The organism is Meridianimarinicoccus aquatilis (assembly GCF_004358675.1).
Lineage (GTDB): Bacteria > Pseudomonadota > Alphaproteobacteria > Rhodobacterales > Rhodobacteraceae > Meridianimarinicoccus > Meridianimarinicoccus aquatilis.
The window spans coordinates 72975-91749 of sequence record NZ_SMZO01000008.1; the positions used below are offsets into that span (position 1 = coordinate 72975).

Below are 18775 nucleotides of genomic sequence, written 5' to 3' on the forward strand. Positions count from 1 at the left end.
TGAGATATCAAAAATCGCATGAATGCCGTTAAAGCCGCGGGTGTCACGCTCCGATGGCGACGCGTCCCACAGGGCTGCCCTCGCTTTCTTATAAGAGGTGACAGTATAAGTTTCGGAACCAGCAGGTAGTGGGGCGTAATTGAAAGCCAATAACGCCATCCGGGAGGACGGCGCAGCAGGCTGCCACGCCCATTGTGAACGGCCCTCACCGCCCTGAACGGACGAAGAGGTGCCGCTTAAACAAAGGTATCAGGCAATGGACACGTAAAGCGTTTCGCCAAGGCTGTTGGTCAACTCCAGTTCAGTGCCTGTGCCGGTGGTCGTGACACTGGCCCAGCTTTCTGCATCCAACGCCGCAAGCGCAGCCGCGTCGCCGATTTCAGTCGTGGACCCATCGATCCAGCGCCGCAATGCCAGCACATCGCCTTCCGAGAAGTCCAGGTCGACGATGGTGTGATTGCTGCCATTGCCCGCATAGCGCCCATCGAAAATGAACGTATCGGCCCCACCGCCGCCAGTGGCAGTGTCGTCACCCAAGCGCATGTTGAAACTGTCATTTCCAGCCCCGCCGTTGAACACATCGTCTCTGCGGCTGCCAATGAACGTTCCATCCAGCGAACCGAAATTGTCCGCAAACCCTTGCATGGTCACATTCAGCGCACCACCGGAACCCGGTGTTACCGATGCAAAGCCATTGTCGACATAGAATTGCAAATCCGCCTGCGAGGTAATGTTGGTACGTCCCGCGAAGGCACGAAACTCGATTATGTCGCCTTCGGCAAAGTTCAGGTCCGTGATCGTGTGGGTGTCTCCCGGTTCTGCATAGCGCCCGTCAAAACGGAATGTATCCGCTCCGGCCCCGCCGGTGCCGCTATCCTCGCCAAGGCGCAAGATCAGTGTGTCATTGCCTGTCCCGCCTATAAGAACGTCGTCCCGGTTGCCGCCGATCAGCACTTGATCCGGGTCTGTTGTCCCTTCGTCAGATCCGTTGATCGTCACCGTGACAACCGCCGTGTCGCTGCCGCCCTGCCCGTCATCCACCGTGTAGCTGAACGTATCCGTCGCCGTCTCGCCAAAGGCCAACGCCTCGAACGCGCCNCATCAATGTCGGTGAAGGACGCCGCGATCACAACCGAGGGGCCATCCTCGTTTGCCGCCGCCGCAACAGCCGACGCAACTGGCGCATCGTTCGCCCCGTTGATCGTCACCGTGACAACCGCCGTGTCGCTGCCGCCCTGCCCGTCATCCACCGTGTAGCTGAACGTATCCGTCGCCGTCTCGCCAAAGGCCAGCGCCTCGAACGCGCCATTGGGGTCGTACCCGAACGTGCCGTCGCCATTGTCCGTCACAAGACCAAGCGTGCCGGTCACGTCAAGCGATGTGACAGTCAAAGTATCGCCATTACCATCGGTGTCATTGCTCGTCGCATTTATGACGATCGCCGGGCCGTCTTCTGGCGTAACCGCTGCATCAGCATTGGCAACTGGCGGAAGGTTGGACCCGCCCACCGCAATGGTCACGGTGGCGATATCAGTGCCACCATTGCCGTCGCTGATGGTATAACTGAACGTATCAAACGCCGTGAGCCCGACACCCAATCCCGTGAACGCACCGTTCTGATCGTAGGTGAAGGTCCCATCTGCGTTCAGCGTCACAAGCCCGCCACTATCGGTCGCCACAGCGTTCCCGAGTCCGGATTCTGCGCCCTGAACCTCAATCACGTTCAACGTGTCGCCAGTGTCGACATCGGTGTCGTTGGTCAGCACTGTATCGTTAAGCGTCCCATCCACAGCCACACCAAAGAGATCATCCACCGCATCCGGGGTGTCGTTCTCTCCGGTGATGTTCACCAACACGGTTGCTGTGTCGGTTCCACCATCGCCATCGGAAAGTCGGTACGTGAAGCTGTCTGTATCGGCCGCACCGGCAGACAGAGCCTCAAACGCGCCATTTGCGTCATAGGTGAAAGTCCCGTCGCCATCACGCGTGACAAGCGCCCCGCTAGGCAACAAGACTGAATTGCCGATGGCAAGGCTGCCACCATTGAGCTGATCGGCCACCAGAACGGTGCCGACATCAGGGTCACTATCCGCACCGCCGCCATTATTGGCCAGAACGTCGACAACAACGCTGGCGCTTTCGGAAATGGCAACGGTATCGGTAAAGGCGGTCGGCGCATCGTTCACACCCGTGATCGTGACCGTGATGCTGCCAGTATCAGTGCCTGCGTTGCCGTCTGTGATGCTATAAACAAATGTGTCTGACCCAGACGGCCCACCCGGCGCGAGACTGTCAAACGCACCATTCGGATCATAGGTGACTGTGCCATCAATGTTCAGCGTGGCCAGTGCGCCGGATGGCAATGCCAACGCAACGCCAACAGTCGCGACCTGTCCTGCAATTGTCGCCACGCTGACAGTATCACCATCTGCATCGCTGTCATTGCCCAGGACAGCAATACCGGTTGTGCTGTCTTCGTCGGTGGTGCCTGTGTCATCCAATGCAACCGGCGCAGTGCTGGACCCGGTGATGCTGAGCGTCACTGTCGCTGTGTCCGTCACCCCACGGGCATCGCTGATCGTGTATGTAAAGCTCTCGCTTGCAGTTTGACCGTTTTGCAAGCTGTCGAATTGCCCGTTCGGATCATAACTGAACGTACCCCCGGCATTGACTTGCAACAGCGCGCCCGAGCCCAGAGTGATCTGGGTCCCGACCACTGCGGCGCCATCGATCAGCGTGACAAAGGGCACATCGCCAGTGTCAGGATCAATGTCATTGTTGGTCAGCGACAAACCAGTCAGCACTGCGGATTTGCCGACCGAAAATGCGTCGTCGAGTGCGTCTGGCGCGTCATTCAAACCGGTCACCGAAACGGTCAGAACAGCCGGGTTTGTGCCACCATTGCCGTCGGATGCGCGGTAACTGATCGCATCAAGCCGCGTATCGCCCTGCGCCAGGTCGTCGAACGCACCATTCGGATCGTAGTCGAATGTGCCGTCTGCATTGATCGTGAACTGGCCGCCCGCGCTGCCCGCCGTTGGCACACCAAGTGCCAGAGCAGATCCGCCAACCAGATCCACTGTAAGCACATCATTGGTATCTGGGTCCGTGTCATTGGTCAGCACATTGCCGCCACTGATTGCCGTGTCTTGATCGGTGCTTGCGATATCTGACAATGCCAGCGGTGCATCGTTCGCACCATCAATGCGGATGGTTACCGATGCACTGTCGGACCCCCCATTTCCATCGGCGATGGTGTAGGTAAAGCCGTCATTGGCCGACTCTCCCATGCCCAATCCGTCAAACACACCGTTCTGCTGATAATCGAACGTGCCCCCGGCATTCACCCGCAGTGACGCGCCCGAAGCCAACGTGATGAACCCGCCGACATTGGCCGCAAGCCCGTTCACGGACACAACGGAAATCGCATCGCCGTCGGGGTCACTGTCCGGTCCGGTCGACCCGACAAAAAGCGGCGCGCCGGCCACATTCACATCCTCGGTCACGATCTGAAGATCATCGCCCGCCACTGGGTTCTGGTTGGTGCCGTTGATCGTGATGTCAACGGTGGCGCTATCTGTGCCGCCACGACCGTCACTGACCAGATAGCCAAAGCTGTCGGCTCCCGAGCCGGTAAAGGCCCCGTTCGGATCATAGGTGACATCGCCGGTCGTTGTATCAAGTGTTACGAGCGCGCCCGTCGCGGTCACAGTCCCCTGGAACACACCGCCACCCTGATCGGTGACAGCGCTCACCGACGCGTCAAAGCCGGTCACGGAAACGGTGTTCCCATCCACGTCAGTATCGTTGGTCAGAACATTCAGGGTCACGGTCGCGTCGTCATTCACGCTGGCCCCATCATCCGCTGCCACCGGTGCGTCGTTCTGGCCGTCAATCGTCACGGTTACGCTGCGTGTTGCGTTCAGCAGACCATCCGTCGCCGTGTAGCTAAAGCTGTCAGATCCAAACTGGAAATCAGCCAAGCCTTCGAACTGCCCGTTCGGATCATAGCTATAGCTGCCATCAGCATTTACGGTCAGCAGCGCGCCAGAGGCCAGAGTGATCTGCACATCGACATTTGCCGACTGACCATCCACAGCAGAAACGGTGATCGCGTCACCACCGGGATCAACGTCATTGGCCAGCAGGTTGCCCGTGTTGGCCGGCCCGTCTTCGCTTACGGTGAAGTTGTCGCTGCCCAAGATCGGGGCCGCGTTCTCGACCGTGACGACAAATGTGTCGGTTTCAACTGCGTTGGCGGCGCCAGAATTGTCGTCCACCGTCACTGTAACGGTATAGACACCCTCAGCTGAATAGGACCGCGACAAGGTTGGTGTCAGGTCCGAAGTTGTAAAGACCTGCGCCGCGCTGCCATCGCCGAAATCAACCGTGAAGGTCCGGCTATCGACGTCCGGGTCAGTCAGTTGCAATTGCCGCGACAAGGCCACGCCTTCGCCGATGGTGGTATCCGCCCCGGCTTCGAGGCCGGGCGCATCATTGACCGGCGTTATCGTGATACCCGCCAAAGCCGCTGTCGGAGCGAAGGAAATGCCGTCCGACCCGGTCCACTGAAAGCTGTCTGCCCCATTGAAGTCTTGATTTCCAAGGTAAACCAGATTGCCCGCAAGCAGGTCTGCCCGAACGATTTCCTGCCCGGCCAATACTGGCGTGCCCGACAGGGTGATCACCCCGTCATTGGGGAAGGTATCGATGCGGATAACCTGAAGCGTGTTCCCATCGGGGTCAGAGAAGCCTGCGTCGAACAAGGATGCGTCCAAGACAATCGCCGTATCTTCGACACCCGTGGCGCTGATTGGTGAGAGCACCGGTGCATCGTTGCCATAGACCTGCAACAGCGTTGAGCCGTTGAAGGCAACAACAAAGCCACCACCGGGCAGTGCCGTGATGTCGGGCTGGTTCTGCGTGCTCAGGAACGTCGTGTTGACCTGAAACTGACTATCCAGCCGGTTGCCTGCCGCATCATATTGCTGCGCAAACACGCCTTGGCCGCTGCCATCAGTGCCGTTGCTGTCAACCCACGCGATCACGAACCCGCCGGTATCCAAACCCGTGATGACGGGATCAAATTGCGACGAAATGCGCTGATCGTTGACCCGGAACTCTTCTGTGACCGGCGTGCCGTCAACGCCATAGATCTGCGCGAAAACGCCGGTCGAACTTTGATCAGCCGTGTTGTCTTCCCACGCCACGACAATGTCGCCATTGACCAGCACGGTTATCACCGGATCCGACTGTGAGCTGGCTGTGGTCGTGTTGATCTGGAATTCCGTGCCTTGCGCCAGACCGGTCGCGTCATAGCGTTGGGCAAAGATCCCGTTGACGTCGCCGTCCGCGCCGCTTCTGTCTTCCCATGTGATCAGGAAACCGCCATCATTCAACGCGGTTATGGACGGGTCACCCTGACTGCCTGCTGTCGTGGTGTTGACCACGAACTGCTGGCCCAACGCGGTGCCGCTGGCGTCGAAAATACGCCCCAGAACACCTTGATTGTCGCCATCCGACGCCCCTGCCGAATTGACGGATTCCCACGTCACCACAAAGCGATCATCACTCAGAACGGCAACAGACGCGTTGTTCTGCGTGGAACTCGTCAGCGATGGCACGATGAATTCTGTGCCGCTCAGCGTGCCGTCAGGGTTGAAGATTTGCGCCGCAACGCCGGTCGAACTTGCGTCGATGGTTTGATCGCTCCAGACGACCACGAAGCCGCCGGTCGAAAAGCCCGCTACGTCTGCGTCGCTTTGGGTTCCGCTCACGCTTGTTGTGTTGACGCGGAATTCGTCGGTTACCCCATCGGCGAGCCCGGTTCCGTCGCGCCCAACAGGGTTGCCCAGACTGTCAAAGCGTTGCGCCAGCAACCCGGTGCCGGACCCATCTGCGCCACTGCTTTCGAACACAGCGATAAAGTCGCCCCCAGTTCCGGGAAGTCCGGCAATTTTTGGCGCCGCCTCAGACCCGGTGTCGGTGGTGTTGATCGTACGCTCGCCGCCCACGGCAACAGCCGCATCCGGCGTCGGTGTTATGTTGATCGTGACCAGTTGCGGATCAGAGGCCCCACCGTCGCCATCCGTCACCTGAATGCGCAACTCACGCGTCGGCAGCGGATCGTCGGAAATGTTGCGATAGGTCAGATTTTCGACCAGCAGTTCGACCAATTCGGGCGTCGCATTGTTGGTCAGGCTCAGTTCAAAGACAGAACCGTTTTGGCCGTTCTGCACAATGCTCGCCACCAATACGCCGTCGATGCTGACCGCGACGCCGCTAATGCTGATCCTGTCTGTTTGGCGCAGGCCAAGCTGGTCTTGCGTAAGGTCATCTGGCGCATTGATCTGATTGATAAGTGGCGCCGATGAAATCAAGTTGGAGACAAGGATTGACCCACCCGCGAAATCTGTGGCTGTCGGATGCGAAACCGCCGCCGCCGCATTCGCGTCAATCAGCTGCGGCAGCCCATTCAACGTATTCTCGGCATAAGTGACGGTGCGGTTCACCCCTGCCAACACAGGACCCTGCCCGAAGTTGAAGTCCGTTGGATCACCAATAATCCGATGGAAGACCCCGTTGCCGCTTCCGTCGCCCGCACCGGCACTGGTCTGCGACGTAAAGGACACCACAAAATTGCCATCCGGAAGCGCGGCTATTTTGCCTTCATTTTGACTGGACGAGAATTCTTCGTTGACCTGGACCGGCCCATCGATGCGGGCCCCGGTTGCATCATATTGTTGAAGATATACCCCGATGCCCGAGCCGTCAGTGCCGTTGCTGTCGGAATAGGTGATCGCAAATCCGCCACCTTGTGTGGCTGCCACGTCCGGCTGGTATTGGTTTCCGTTGACGACGCTGTTCACAAGGAACTGCGTGCCCACAGGAACGCCGGACGCATCAAACTGCTGCGCATAGACCCCGGGTGAGGTCGTATAGGAAAAGTCATCGCCCCTGTCAGACCGGAACACGACGACATAGCCGCCCCCATCCAAAGCAGCGATACGCGGTTCATATTGCGATGCACGAACGGTCGTGTTGACCAAAGTCGGAAGGCCCGTCGCGGTGCCATCCGCCGCATAGCGCTGCAAGAAGACACCCGCATCGTTGACGCCGGGATTGTCGATGAAGTTGCTTTGAAACACCACCGCGAAGGTGCCGTCAGCTTGCGCCGCGACGTCGGGGTTCGCGAGGCCGTTTGCACCTGCTTGCACGATCTCAAACTCTGCGCCGACAGCGCCGCCCTGATCGTCATAGCGTTGGCCCACAATCCGATCCGATTGGAAAGTGGATCGTTGCAGCGCCTGATGCACCATCACGAAACCGCCACCATCGAACGCTTCTAGCACCGGCGCAGACGGGCTTCGCGTAACCGGGCTGTCATGGGCCACTTCGCCGCCAACCTTCGCATTCGCTGCGTCGAAGACCTGAAACACGATTTCCGTATCAAAGTGGTCACTGTTGACCCGCGATGTGTCACGCCACGCGACAACGAAGCCCCCATTGCCCAGGCCCACGACTTCGGCATCGCTTTGGCTGCCCACTGTTGTCGTATTTACTAGGATCTCTCCGCCCACCGGTGCGCCTGCTGCGTCGTACCGCTGTGCAAAGACGCCCTGGTCATTATCGCCAGTCGCATCCTGATTGGTCGACGTCCACACGATGACATAGCCGCCATCTGCCATCGCGGCGACGTGGCTGTCGGTCTGTTCGCCGATGGTAAAGCTGTTGGTTTGCGCTTCGCCGCCAACGGCGACACCGCCATCGGTCTCGGGCGCGATGCTGATATTCAGCGTCTGACGCGTTGCGCCGCCATCACCGTCGGTCAACTGCACCGCGATTTCCCGCGTCGTTGTCGGATCGTCGGACGTATTGGCATAGCCAAGCGACCGCACGACCGCTTTGACCGCATTCGCGTCGGCTGACGCATTGAACGTGATCTCGAGCGGCGCACCATTTGCGCCATCTGACCCGATTGTCCCCACATCGGTGCCGTTCACCCGAACGGTCGTCCCGGCAACGGTAACCTGCGCTGACGGGATCAGCACAAGCTGGTCCTGCGCAAAGTCATCTGGCGCGGCGAATTGCGCCTGAACCGTCGCATTTTCTACCATGGACACGGTCAGAACGCCGCCAGCAAAATCGGCGCTATCTGCATCACCGAGTCCGATGGTTTCCGCGATATGTTGCGCGCTTGCATTCACGGCGCTTTCCGTGAGGTTCAGGTCCGTAATTCCAACGATTACGGGTGCGCCCGATGTGGCAGCGCTGCTGCTGAACACTTGCTGGAAGACACCACTTGAAGATCCGTCACCCGCCGTTCCCGAGGTCGCCGACACCCAGTTGACCACAAACCCGCCGCCCGGCAACGCTGTGACCACAGGTGCGTTCTGGCTGGAACTGACTTCGGTATTGATCTGGAACTGGCCGTCCACACGATCGCCGTTGGCGGCGTATTCCTGCCCAAAGACGCCCTCGCCCGACCCGTCGGCGGAATTATCCGTCCAAACGACAACCCAACCACCAGTGGTGAGCGCCACGATCTCAGGGTCATATTGGGAATTGACCGTCACTTCGTTCACGCGGATTTCGCCGCCAACCGGGCTGCCTGCGGCCGTGAACCGCTGAAGCATCACAGCCGAGCCGCTACCGTCTAGGCCGCTGTTATCGCGCCAGGCCACAACAAAATCACCGCCAGCAAGAGCAGCAACAGTTGGCTCATACTGGTCGCCAACCGTGGTCGTGTTCACTGCAAATTCAGACCCGACCGGGGCACCTGCTGCGTCGAACAAGCGTGCAAAGACACCGTTGCTGTTACCATCGCCCGCGGGCGCGGAAGCGACCGACGTCCAGACAGCGACACTGCCACCGCCCGAAAGTGCGGCAACGGCCGGCTCGAATTGGGTTGATGACGTCTGTGAATTGACCTGCACGGACGGCCCTGCTGCAACGCCGGTATCGGTAAACACGCGCTGGAACACGCCAGCCCCGCTTCCATCCGCACCGCTGTCATCGCGGTACGCGATGATCAAATCGCCCGCTGCGGTCGCGGTGATTGCAGGATCGGACTGAGTGCTGCTGAACTGATCATTGACCAGAAATTCAGCCGTGGCCGGGGTCCCGTCCGTATTGAAAACGCGCGCAATGACTTCGTTCCCACTGGATTGTCCGGCCGCTTCGGCCGCTGGGTTGGCCGAGCTGGTATCAACCCAAGCCACGGCAAACCCACCTGTCGGCAGGCCGGTTGCCACGGGCGCCTCTTGCCCAAACTCGGTATGGCTGTTGATGCGGAATTCTGAACCGACCGGATCACCGTTTAAATCAAACAGCTGGGCAAAAACGCCGTTGCCCGTGTCCTGTGACCGATCTTGACCTGTGCTTGCCCAGACCGACACCGTACCGATCTGGGTGCCGGATGTGTCGAACACCGCAGCGACAGACGGGCTGAACTGGTTGTTTTCGGTTTGTGTATTGACCTGCCATTCGCCTTCGACAGGAAGCGCGGTGCGATCCTGTTCTGGGGTAACGGTCAATACAATTGGGGAACTCGTGACAGAGCCACCATCACCGTCACTGACCTGAACGATGACGGAGCGGCTGTCAGCGGGGTTCTGTGAGGTCGACGCGAAGCTGAGGCGCGACAGAACCGCCTCGACACGTTCCGGTGTCGCACCAGCGCCCAGATCAATAGCAAGATCCGCGCCGCCAAGACCGTTCAAAGCGGCACTGATCGTCCCGACCGTCACTCCGCCCACCAAGACAGAAGTACCCGCCACAGTCACGCCATTGCCTGCAAGAACGCCAAAGGCGTCAGCCGTCGGCCCGGCTTCTGACCCGAGTTGACCAGCCAGCGCGCTGTCAGTGGTCACGACGCGGGCCAGCAAAATGCGCCCGCCGTCCATATCGGGTGAGTCCGCATCTGTCAGCGACAAAACACCATCGGTGTCAATCAGTTGCGGCCCTCCATTGATCGCCGCCTCATCAAAGCTGGCGTCGGCGGGCAACCCAACCATTACGGGCGCTTCGGCCCCGGCGGGACGTGCAGGAGCATCAAACAGTTTCTGGAACACACCGTTGGATGATCCATCCCCGGCGGTTGCAGAGGTCTGAGAATGCCATCCGGTCACCATTGTGCCATTGGTCAGCGTGGCCAATGTGACCCCCGCCTGCGTGCTGCTGGTTTCGGAGTTTACCAAGTAGGCAATACCAAGCGCACTGCCATCTGCCGCGTAGTCACGGGCAACGACCCCGACACCGCTGGGATCAGCCACGCCGCTTGAGTCTTCCCATGCGATCGTGAAGCCGCCGCCCGGTCGCCCGATCACAGCAGCAAATTGTTGCACCGACGCGGTCTGCGTGTTCACTTCGAACTCACTGCCCTGCGCGGCCCCGGTCGTATCGTAAATCTGCGCAAAAACACCTTCACTGCTGGCATCCGGCCCTTGCCAAACCACAACGAACCCACCCGAAGGCAGGGTCGCGCTGGTTTCCAGCACGGCAACAGACGGGTTCGACTGGCTTCCGGCCGTTGTGGTATTGATCAGCGTTTCGGCCGCGCCCAAGGTGGTTCCGTCAAAGCTGACAAGTGCCCCAGTGGACTCCACGCGCTGAGCATAGATGCCACCGCTTGCGCCATCTTCCCCGCCAAAATCCGTCCAAATGACAACGACATCACCGCCGGGCAATGTTGCCATGCTCGGCTGACTTTGCGTGCTCAGGGTCGTGGTATTGATCTGGAATTCAGACCCTTCTGCCGCACCTGCGGCGTCAAAGACCCGCCCGAAGATTCCGGTGCCATTCCCATCTCCCGCCGTGGCAGATGTGTTCGACACCCAAGTCGCCATGAAGCGGCCCGAGTCCAAGGATGCAAGTTGAGGCTCGGATTGGGTCGATGAAGTCTCGTCATTGATCTGGATAACGGCGCCCTGAGCGGTGCCCACGGCATCAAACCGCTGCCCGAACACACCTACCCCGCTGCCATCGCGCCCGTTGTTGTCTGACCATGCGACAACAAAGTCGCCCGTCGACAAACCAATCACGACCGGTTCGTTCTGTGCGCCCAATGCGGCATCATTCACACGAAACTCTGCGCCCTGCTTCTGGCCGAATTCATCGTAAATCTGCGCAAAAACGCCATCTTGCGCGTTCGGGCTTTCCTGCCGGTCCGACTTCCAGACAAACACATAGCCACCACCGGCCAAGGCTGCGACCTGTGCATCGTCCTGCGCATTCGGGGTGAAGGTGTTGACCTGCTGTTCTTCGCCCGATGCCGGCGCAATATCCACAATGTCACGGTCGACTGGCAAAGTGACCCGGTTGAACTGTGTCTGCGCCCCGGCCCCATTGCGCACAACGACGTCCCAACCGGCCGTTGTGGAATTGAAACCACCGGTAAGCTGATAGGTGAGCGACTCTACCAAGGCTTCCACAGCGTCCGCCGTTGCAGCAGCGGTCAGATCAATCTGAAGCGCGGCGCCATCGATACCCGTGCTTGTGCCATTCACCGTGCCAATCACGGTGCCACCAAAGGTGACACTGGTACCGTCAAAGCCGATCTGTCCCGCACCAGTGCCCTGATCGAGGACGGACAATTGCTGTGTTGTTGCACCGGAGAAGACGTTGGTTATTCGGACATACCCACCATTGAAGGTGGTCCCTGCAAAATCATCGAAATCCACATCGGAATCGATGACCAGCGGTTGCGCAATCAACGCAGTCTCCGTTGTCCCTGGAAGCTCTCTTTCCTGTTGGTTCTCTGTCAGACCCCAATCGCCCAAGCTCAGCCCGCTTGCCGGATCGTTGCCCGAAGAAATTGAAACATGGATCGACTGTGGCTCGCTTCGTCCGCCGGATCCGTCGGTCAGAGTCAGGCCAATGGACCGGTTCGTGGACGAAACATTTGCGGCCGCATCGGTGGACTCATAGGCAAGATGTTCAACCAAAAGCTGCACTGCCGCCGCATCCGCCGCAGCGACAAGATCAATCCGCAGGCCAGCACCGTTCGTGCCGTCCATAGTCGCATCGATAGTGCCGACGATGGTGCCATCCACGCGCAGTTCGGTCCCGGACGTGATGGTCACCGGGCCGCTTGAAAGAACCGACAACTGATCGAACGCAGTACTGGGCTTCGTATAGAAAAGTTCCAGCACACCGCCGTCGAATGTTCCCCCGTCGGGATCGACAATCGCGACGCCATTGTCCAAGGCACGGGGACCCGTCGTCACATCATTGGCATAGAGGGTTTTGTAGAGTTCAAAATCCTCGACCTGCGGGCTTGTGTCGGTCGCGGGGATGGATTCAAAACGGCGCAAGGCAATACCGGTCGAGTTGCCGTCCCCGGACCCCGCGGATGTTGTCGCGGTGTAAACAGCGGTAAAGCCATCCGCGGTCGCGGCCAATGCAGGCTCGCTTTGTGTCGACGAGAACTCAAGGTTGATCTGCGTTTCGCCGTCGATCCGCTGGCCCGTCGCATCATAACGTTGGCCAAAAATCCCGGCACCGGACCCGTCGCGGCTGCTATCATCTCGCCACGCAACAACAAACCCGCCATCAGACAACGCCACGACATCGGGATCCGCTTGGGTGCTTGACGTCGATGTATTGACGCGGAAGGCACTTCCGACGGGCGTGCCCGAAACATCATAGATTTTCGCGTATACACCGCCCAAGCTGCCATCGGCGACATCATCTGTCCATGCAATGACATATCCGCCACCGGTCAAACCGGTCACAGTTGCTTCGGACTGGTCGTCTGCGGTCAGGTCATTGACCAAAACGTCATTACCAATTGGATTTCCAGCCGCGTCGTAGCGGCGGGCAAACACACCGTCTCTATCACCGTCGCCATCCGCACCGCTGGTGGCAGACGTAAACACGACCACATGGCCGTCATTGTTACCGGACCCGTCCACAAGCGTGGCGACCGCAGGCTGGTTTTGGTTCCCCAACGTATTGGCAACGTTTACCACTTGCTCGGCTCCGACAGGGATCCCCGCGTTGTCGAAGCGCTGGCTCAGTACCGCGTCCACGCTCCCGTCGCCAGCGTCGGAATAGAAGGCAACCACGAACCCACCATCCACATATCCCGCGATGGCTGGATCACCCTGTGCCGAGGTGGTCGTTGTGTTGACCTGGATTTCGCCGCCAACCGCAGTTGCAGAGGCGTCAAAGACCTGCGCGGCCACTCGCGCGCTTGACGTATCGCCACTGTCATCACGCCACGCGACGGCGAACCCCCCATTGCTGAGCGCAGTGACGGTCGGTTCGTATTGGCTGCTTGCTACCGTGCTGTTGATCAGGAATTCCGTCCCGGTCAGGACGCCAGCAGGATCGTATAGCTGGCCGTAAATCCCATAGGTAGACTGGCTGTCCTGATCGTAGCTGCGCCAGACAACAACAGTGCTGCCATCTGTCAAGCTTGCCACATCCGGCTGTGACTGTTCGGAATTGTGGTGCGCATTCACAATTCGGTCAGGTCCGGCCACAAATGTGCTGTCTGCATCAGGCGCAACCGTCACATCCACGAACTGGCTTTGTGCGGAATTTCCATCACCATCCGACAGGTCCACTTGGACACGGCGCACAGGTGACGGGTCATCGGACGGATTTGAATAGCCTAGGTTGCCAAGCAGCGCTTCGATCGTCTCGGATGTGGCGCTGGCGTTTAGGTCAATGATCAAAGGCTGACCGTCGGCGCCGTCGGACGCAATGGTGCCCACAACGGTGCCGTCCACCGACACGGTCGACCCCACACCGCTGCCCGAAAGCGTCACATCACCATTACCCACATCGCCTGTCACCAAACCAAGCTGGTCTTGTGCAACCCCATCGCGGCCCGCGAACTGTTCAATCGTGTTGAACGCCTCGTCGATACTGATGGCCAATTGACCACCATCAAAATTCGCACTGTCCAGATCACCGACGGCAACTGTGGCATCCGCGTCGATCCGGGTCAGACCGGCGTTCACATCCGCCTCGCTCAGGGTCACATCAGTCGACAACCCGTCGATCACGGGGGCCGAGTCCAGCGAAAAGTCGGACGGATCACCGACGATCTGCTGGAACACACCATTGCCGGACCCATCGCCGACGCTGTTTTGCCAGACGGCAACCATGTTTCCATCAGGAAGCGCCGCGATGGAGGGGAGCCGATGGTTACCGTCGGTGGTCGTGTTGATCTGGAACTGCCCGTCAAGGCGCGCGCCGGTCGCCGAGTAGATTTGGCCGAAAACACCATCCGTCCCTACGAAATCCGTCCACGTAATCGCGAAGCGCCCGTCACTCAGGCCGGTTACAGTTGGCTCGCTTTGCGTATTGCTCCGCTGCTCGTTGACGACGAATTCACCACCTGCCGGAAGGGCGTCAGAGCCGAAACGCTGCGCTGCGACACCTGTGCCTGATCCGTCCTGCCCGCTGCCATCGGACCATGCGATGACAAAGCCGCCATCGCTGGTTGCACCGATTGACGGGGAATCTTGTGACCCGGCGGTTTCGCTGTTCACCTGGAATTCCGGACCGGTTGGCACGCCTGTCGCGCTGAACACCCGTGCGAAGATCCCGCCTGAACTTCCGTCACCGGCGGTGCCAGAGGTGACTGAACTCCATGTCACCACGATCCGCCCGTCGGCCAGAACCGCGATGTCACTGTCGTTCTGCGTAGAAGACGTTTCTGTGTTCACAATGACCGGGGTGCCCACTTGTGCGCCGGCAGCATCGAAAATCCTCATCCCAACGCCGTTGCTACTGCCGTCCAGCCCAAAGGCGTCATAGCTGACCGCGAAACCGCCGCCTGGCAGACCTGACACAGACGCATTGTCTTGCGTCGATCCAGTATCCCCGGCGTTGATCAGTGTTTCTGTCCCTTGCGCGGCTCCAGTTGCGTCGTAACGCTGGAAGAACACGCCCGACGTGTCGCCGACGCCATTGCCGTCCCACGTCACGACCCAGCCGCCGTCGCTCAGAGATGCGACCGACGCGCGCTGCTGTGCGCCCGCTTCAGTAGAATTAACCTGAATCTCGCCGCCAGCGCGTGACCCATCCGGCCCATAGCGTTGCATAAAGACACCGTCGCCATTGCTGTCCTGGTCGTTCGATGTCCAGGCGACAACCCAGCCGCCATCGTTCAATGTCGCAACATCCGGTTCGTCTTGAGCGCCTGGAGTGAAACTGTTGACCTGCGTTTCGCCGCCCGCCGGGGTTGGTGCATCCGCTTCGGGGTCTGGCGTCACATCAAGCGTGAAAACCAGCGGCGCAGTGACCCCACCCTGGCCATCAACCACGCTGAGCGAAAATGTGCTCTGGGCTGCCGGGTCATCCGACACGGTCGTGTAGGTCAGCGCGCTTAGAAGCGTCTCAATGGAATTGGCATCCGTGCCGGGCAAAAACACGAGACGCAGATCATTCCCGGCTTGCCCATCTTCCGCAATCGTCGCGACATCTGTTCCGTCAACCGTCAACGTGGAGGGGCCATTCAGCCCGACGCGGCCACCCGTCTGCACGGAAAGGTTGAATTGCGCCACGTCATCCGGTGCGTTGTAATCAAGGATGTCCACAGACGTGGTGACGCGCCGCAGTGTCAGTGAACCGCCGCCAAAATCGGTTGTATCTGAATCCGCAATCGATGCAGCGCCTGCCGGGAACAAAAGCGCACCGGCATTGGCCGCCGTCTCGGTCAGAACGACCCCTTGCGCAAGGCCCGAAACCACCGGCGCCGCCGATGCCGTAAGCTCGGCTGGATCACCGACCAATTGTTGGAAAATACCGTCGGACGATCCATCCCCAGCCGTCCCTGATGCATCGGACTGCCACAGAACCACGTAATTGCCGTTTGGCAGCGCGGTCATGGCAGATTGGTCCTGCGTTGCATCAACTTCGGTGTTCAAAAGAACTTCGCTGTCAAGGCGCGTTCCATCCGCATCAAAAACCTGCGCGAATACGTCAGAGCCGCTACCGGGTGCCGGTGTGGTGGTGTCGGTCCAGGACACGACGAAACCGCCCGTATCTAGGGCAATGATCGCAGGATCGGTCTGGTCGCCCGACGTGCTGTCATTGACGCGCACCTCTCCCCCGATTGGCGTGCCCGTGTCGCTGAAGCGCTGGACGAAGATCCCTCCTTGGCTGCCATCCTGCGCTTCTGACCGCCACGCAATTGCGAAGCCGCCGCCATTCAACGCTGCGATGACGGATTGGCTTTGTGCGTTCGCCGCTGTGGTGTTTACAGTGAAATCACCTGTCGCCGGTGTGCCGTTTGCGTCAAAAATGCGTGCCACAATCGACGATGAAGATCCGTCGCCGTTTGCCACATCGCTATCGGTCCAAGTGACAACGAAACGGCCCCCGCTCAGGGCTGCGACCTCTTGCTGACTTTGAGCCCCGATTGTCTGCTGATTGACGATAATCTCACCGCCGACAGCGGCCCCACCAGCGTTGAACAGCTGGGCTATGACCCCAGTGCCGCTTCCATCACCTGCCGCCCCAGACGTGTTGGACACCCAAGTGACGATGTATCCGCCGTTGGTAAGCCCTTCGACCTTGGGTGTGACTTGGCTGGACGAGCTTTCGGTTTCGACCTGAAGTTCAGTCACCGTCAACACGCCCGACGCATCGTAGCGGTTCAGCCGGATACCGCTGATGTTATCGTCATCCCAAACGACAACAAAACCGCCATCGGTCAGCCCAGCCACATCAGGGGTGCGCTGGCCAGATACCACGGTGGTGTTGACCTGAAACTCCGATCCAGTGGGAACACCGCTCGCGTCATAGCGCTGCGCGAAGACGCCAACATTGTTGTCACCCGGATTGTCCTGATTGGTGGACTGCCACACCGCCACATAGCCGCCATCCGCCAGCGTTGCGACCGCCGGGGCCTGTTGCGCATTTTCCGTGACCGTGTTTACCCGCGTTTCACCGCGCACACGGCCATCAATGTCAGTTTCGGGCGTGATGGTGACATCGACCACAATCGGCGTGCTTGCCGAACCAGAACCATCTTCAAGCTGAATGGCCAATGACATCTGTTCGCGCGGATCGTCCGACAGGTTACGATAGGACAGGTTCTCAACAAGGATCTCAACGGCTGTGGACGTGGCGTTCGCATTCAGGTCGATGATCAGCGGCAAGCCATCTGTGCCCGGCGACGAAATCGTCCCGACAACGGTTCCGTTCACACTCACCGCAGTGCCTGAAACAGAAACCGCCCCGCTGGTCAGCAGACCGAAAACATCCTGCCCAAAGGCATCTTGCGGCGCAAAGTCATCTTCTTGCAAGGATTGGGACAACGAACCGACGATCAAACGCCCCCCGGCAAAATCCGCGTTGTCCATATCAGACACCGCGGCAGCCCCATCTGCGTCGATCCTCTGAGCGGCGACATTCAGGTCGGCTTCGCTCAAGACGCGGGTGGAGTTCACCGCCTCTACCTCGGGCCGGGCCGAAGCGGCTGTGAAACTCGCAGGATCGCCAAGCAAACGCTGCGCAATTGCACTGCCGCTTCCGTCGCCCGCGGACCCACTGGTGTCGCTGCGCCATGCAACCACGAAAGCCCCATTCGGCAATGCCGCCACGACAGAGTTGTCTTGATTGCCCAACGTTTCGGTGTTGACGACCGTTTCACCGGTCAAAGCAACGCCATCAGAATCAAAGCGACGCGAGATCACGCCATAGCTGCTGCCATCGCCCGAACCGGCCGAGTTAAACGCAGACCATGTGACAACGAAACCACCGTCGTCTGTAGCAGCAATCGAAGGTTCGTACTGGACCGATGACGTCTCTATGTTGATTTGAATTTCACCGGTGACTGGGGTTCCATCACCTTCGAATACACGCGCGAACACACCATAGCTGCTGCCATCTTGGCCATTTTGGTCATTCCAAGTTACGACGAACCGGCCACCGTCCAACCCGGTGACCCGAGCGGCTTCCTGAGTCCCGCCGAGCGTTGTGTTTACGGCAAATTCCGGGCCGACCTGCACACCTGCCTGATCGAAGCGCTGCGCGCGTATATCGCCCGGCGTTTCGAAAACGACCACAAAACCGCCGCCGGGCAGGCCGGGTGCCGCCCCGGGTTCTATCGCTGCAATCGACGGATTGTCTTGAGGAGCCGATGTTGCGACCCCTGTGCTATTGACCGCGAATTCGCCGCCCACGGGCGCGCCGCTGGCATTGTACACTTGCGCGAATACGTTTCGCACATACACATTGCCCGCCCCATAATCGCTGAACCACGCAACAGCAAAACCACCATCTGGCAGGCCAACCACTGTTGGTTCGGATTGCGTGCCAAGGGTGGTTGTCGGAACCGCAAATTCGCCACCCACGGCTGCGCCTTGGGCATCAAAGCGCTGCCCCAGAACGCCCGTGCCGTTATCGTCAACACCAGTCCAGACAACGACATAGCCACCATCCGCCGTGCCTGCCACACTGGCATCAGATTGCGCGCCATTGCGATCGGTGTTGACCACCGTTTCAAGGCCAATTCTTTCGCCTTGGGCGCTGAACCTCTGGGCAATCACACCATTGCCGCTGCCGTCCTGACCTGCGCTGGTCCAGACAACAACATAGCTGCCGTCGTCAAGGCTTGTGATAGAAGGCTGGGTTTGTTCACCAACGCGGAAGCTGTTGACAAGTTCTTCTGGTGTAAGCGGCGTGTTCATTGCAATCAATTTCCCCGTCAAAAGTGCGGTTCAGAAACTGATGTTGCGCTCGAGCCAGACAAAGCGATGGCGCATCGTGCAATCAGGATAGACGCAACATTGTTCCGATTTAATACGCACCG

At 59.4% G+C, this 18775-nt stretch carries 2 protein-coding genes; both read right to left on the reverse strand.

Going from position 1 to position 18775, the window contains the following annotated elements:
- Positions 1-249 precede the first annotated feature (249 nt).
- Positions 250-1083, reverse strand: a complete 834-nt coding sequence (locus tag E2L05_RS05300) for an Ig-like domain-containing protein (RefSeq protein WP_133341857.1) — start codon at positions 1081-1083, stop codon at positions 250-252.
- Positions 996-18653 carry a beta strand repeat-containing protein gene (locus E2L05_RS05305; RefSeq protein ID WP_133341858.1) on the reverse strand — a complete coding sequence of 5886 codons (17658 nt, stop codon included), beginning with the start codon at positions 18651-18653 and terminating at the stop codon, positions 996-998. Before E2L05_RS05305 ends, E2L05_RS05300 begins: the two co-directional genes overlap by 88 nt.
- Positions 18654-18775: the final 122 nt, after the last annotated feature.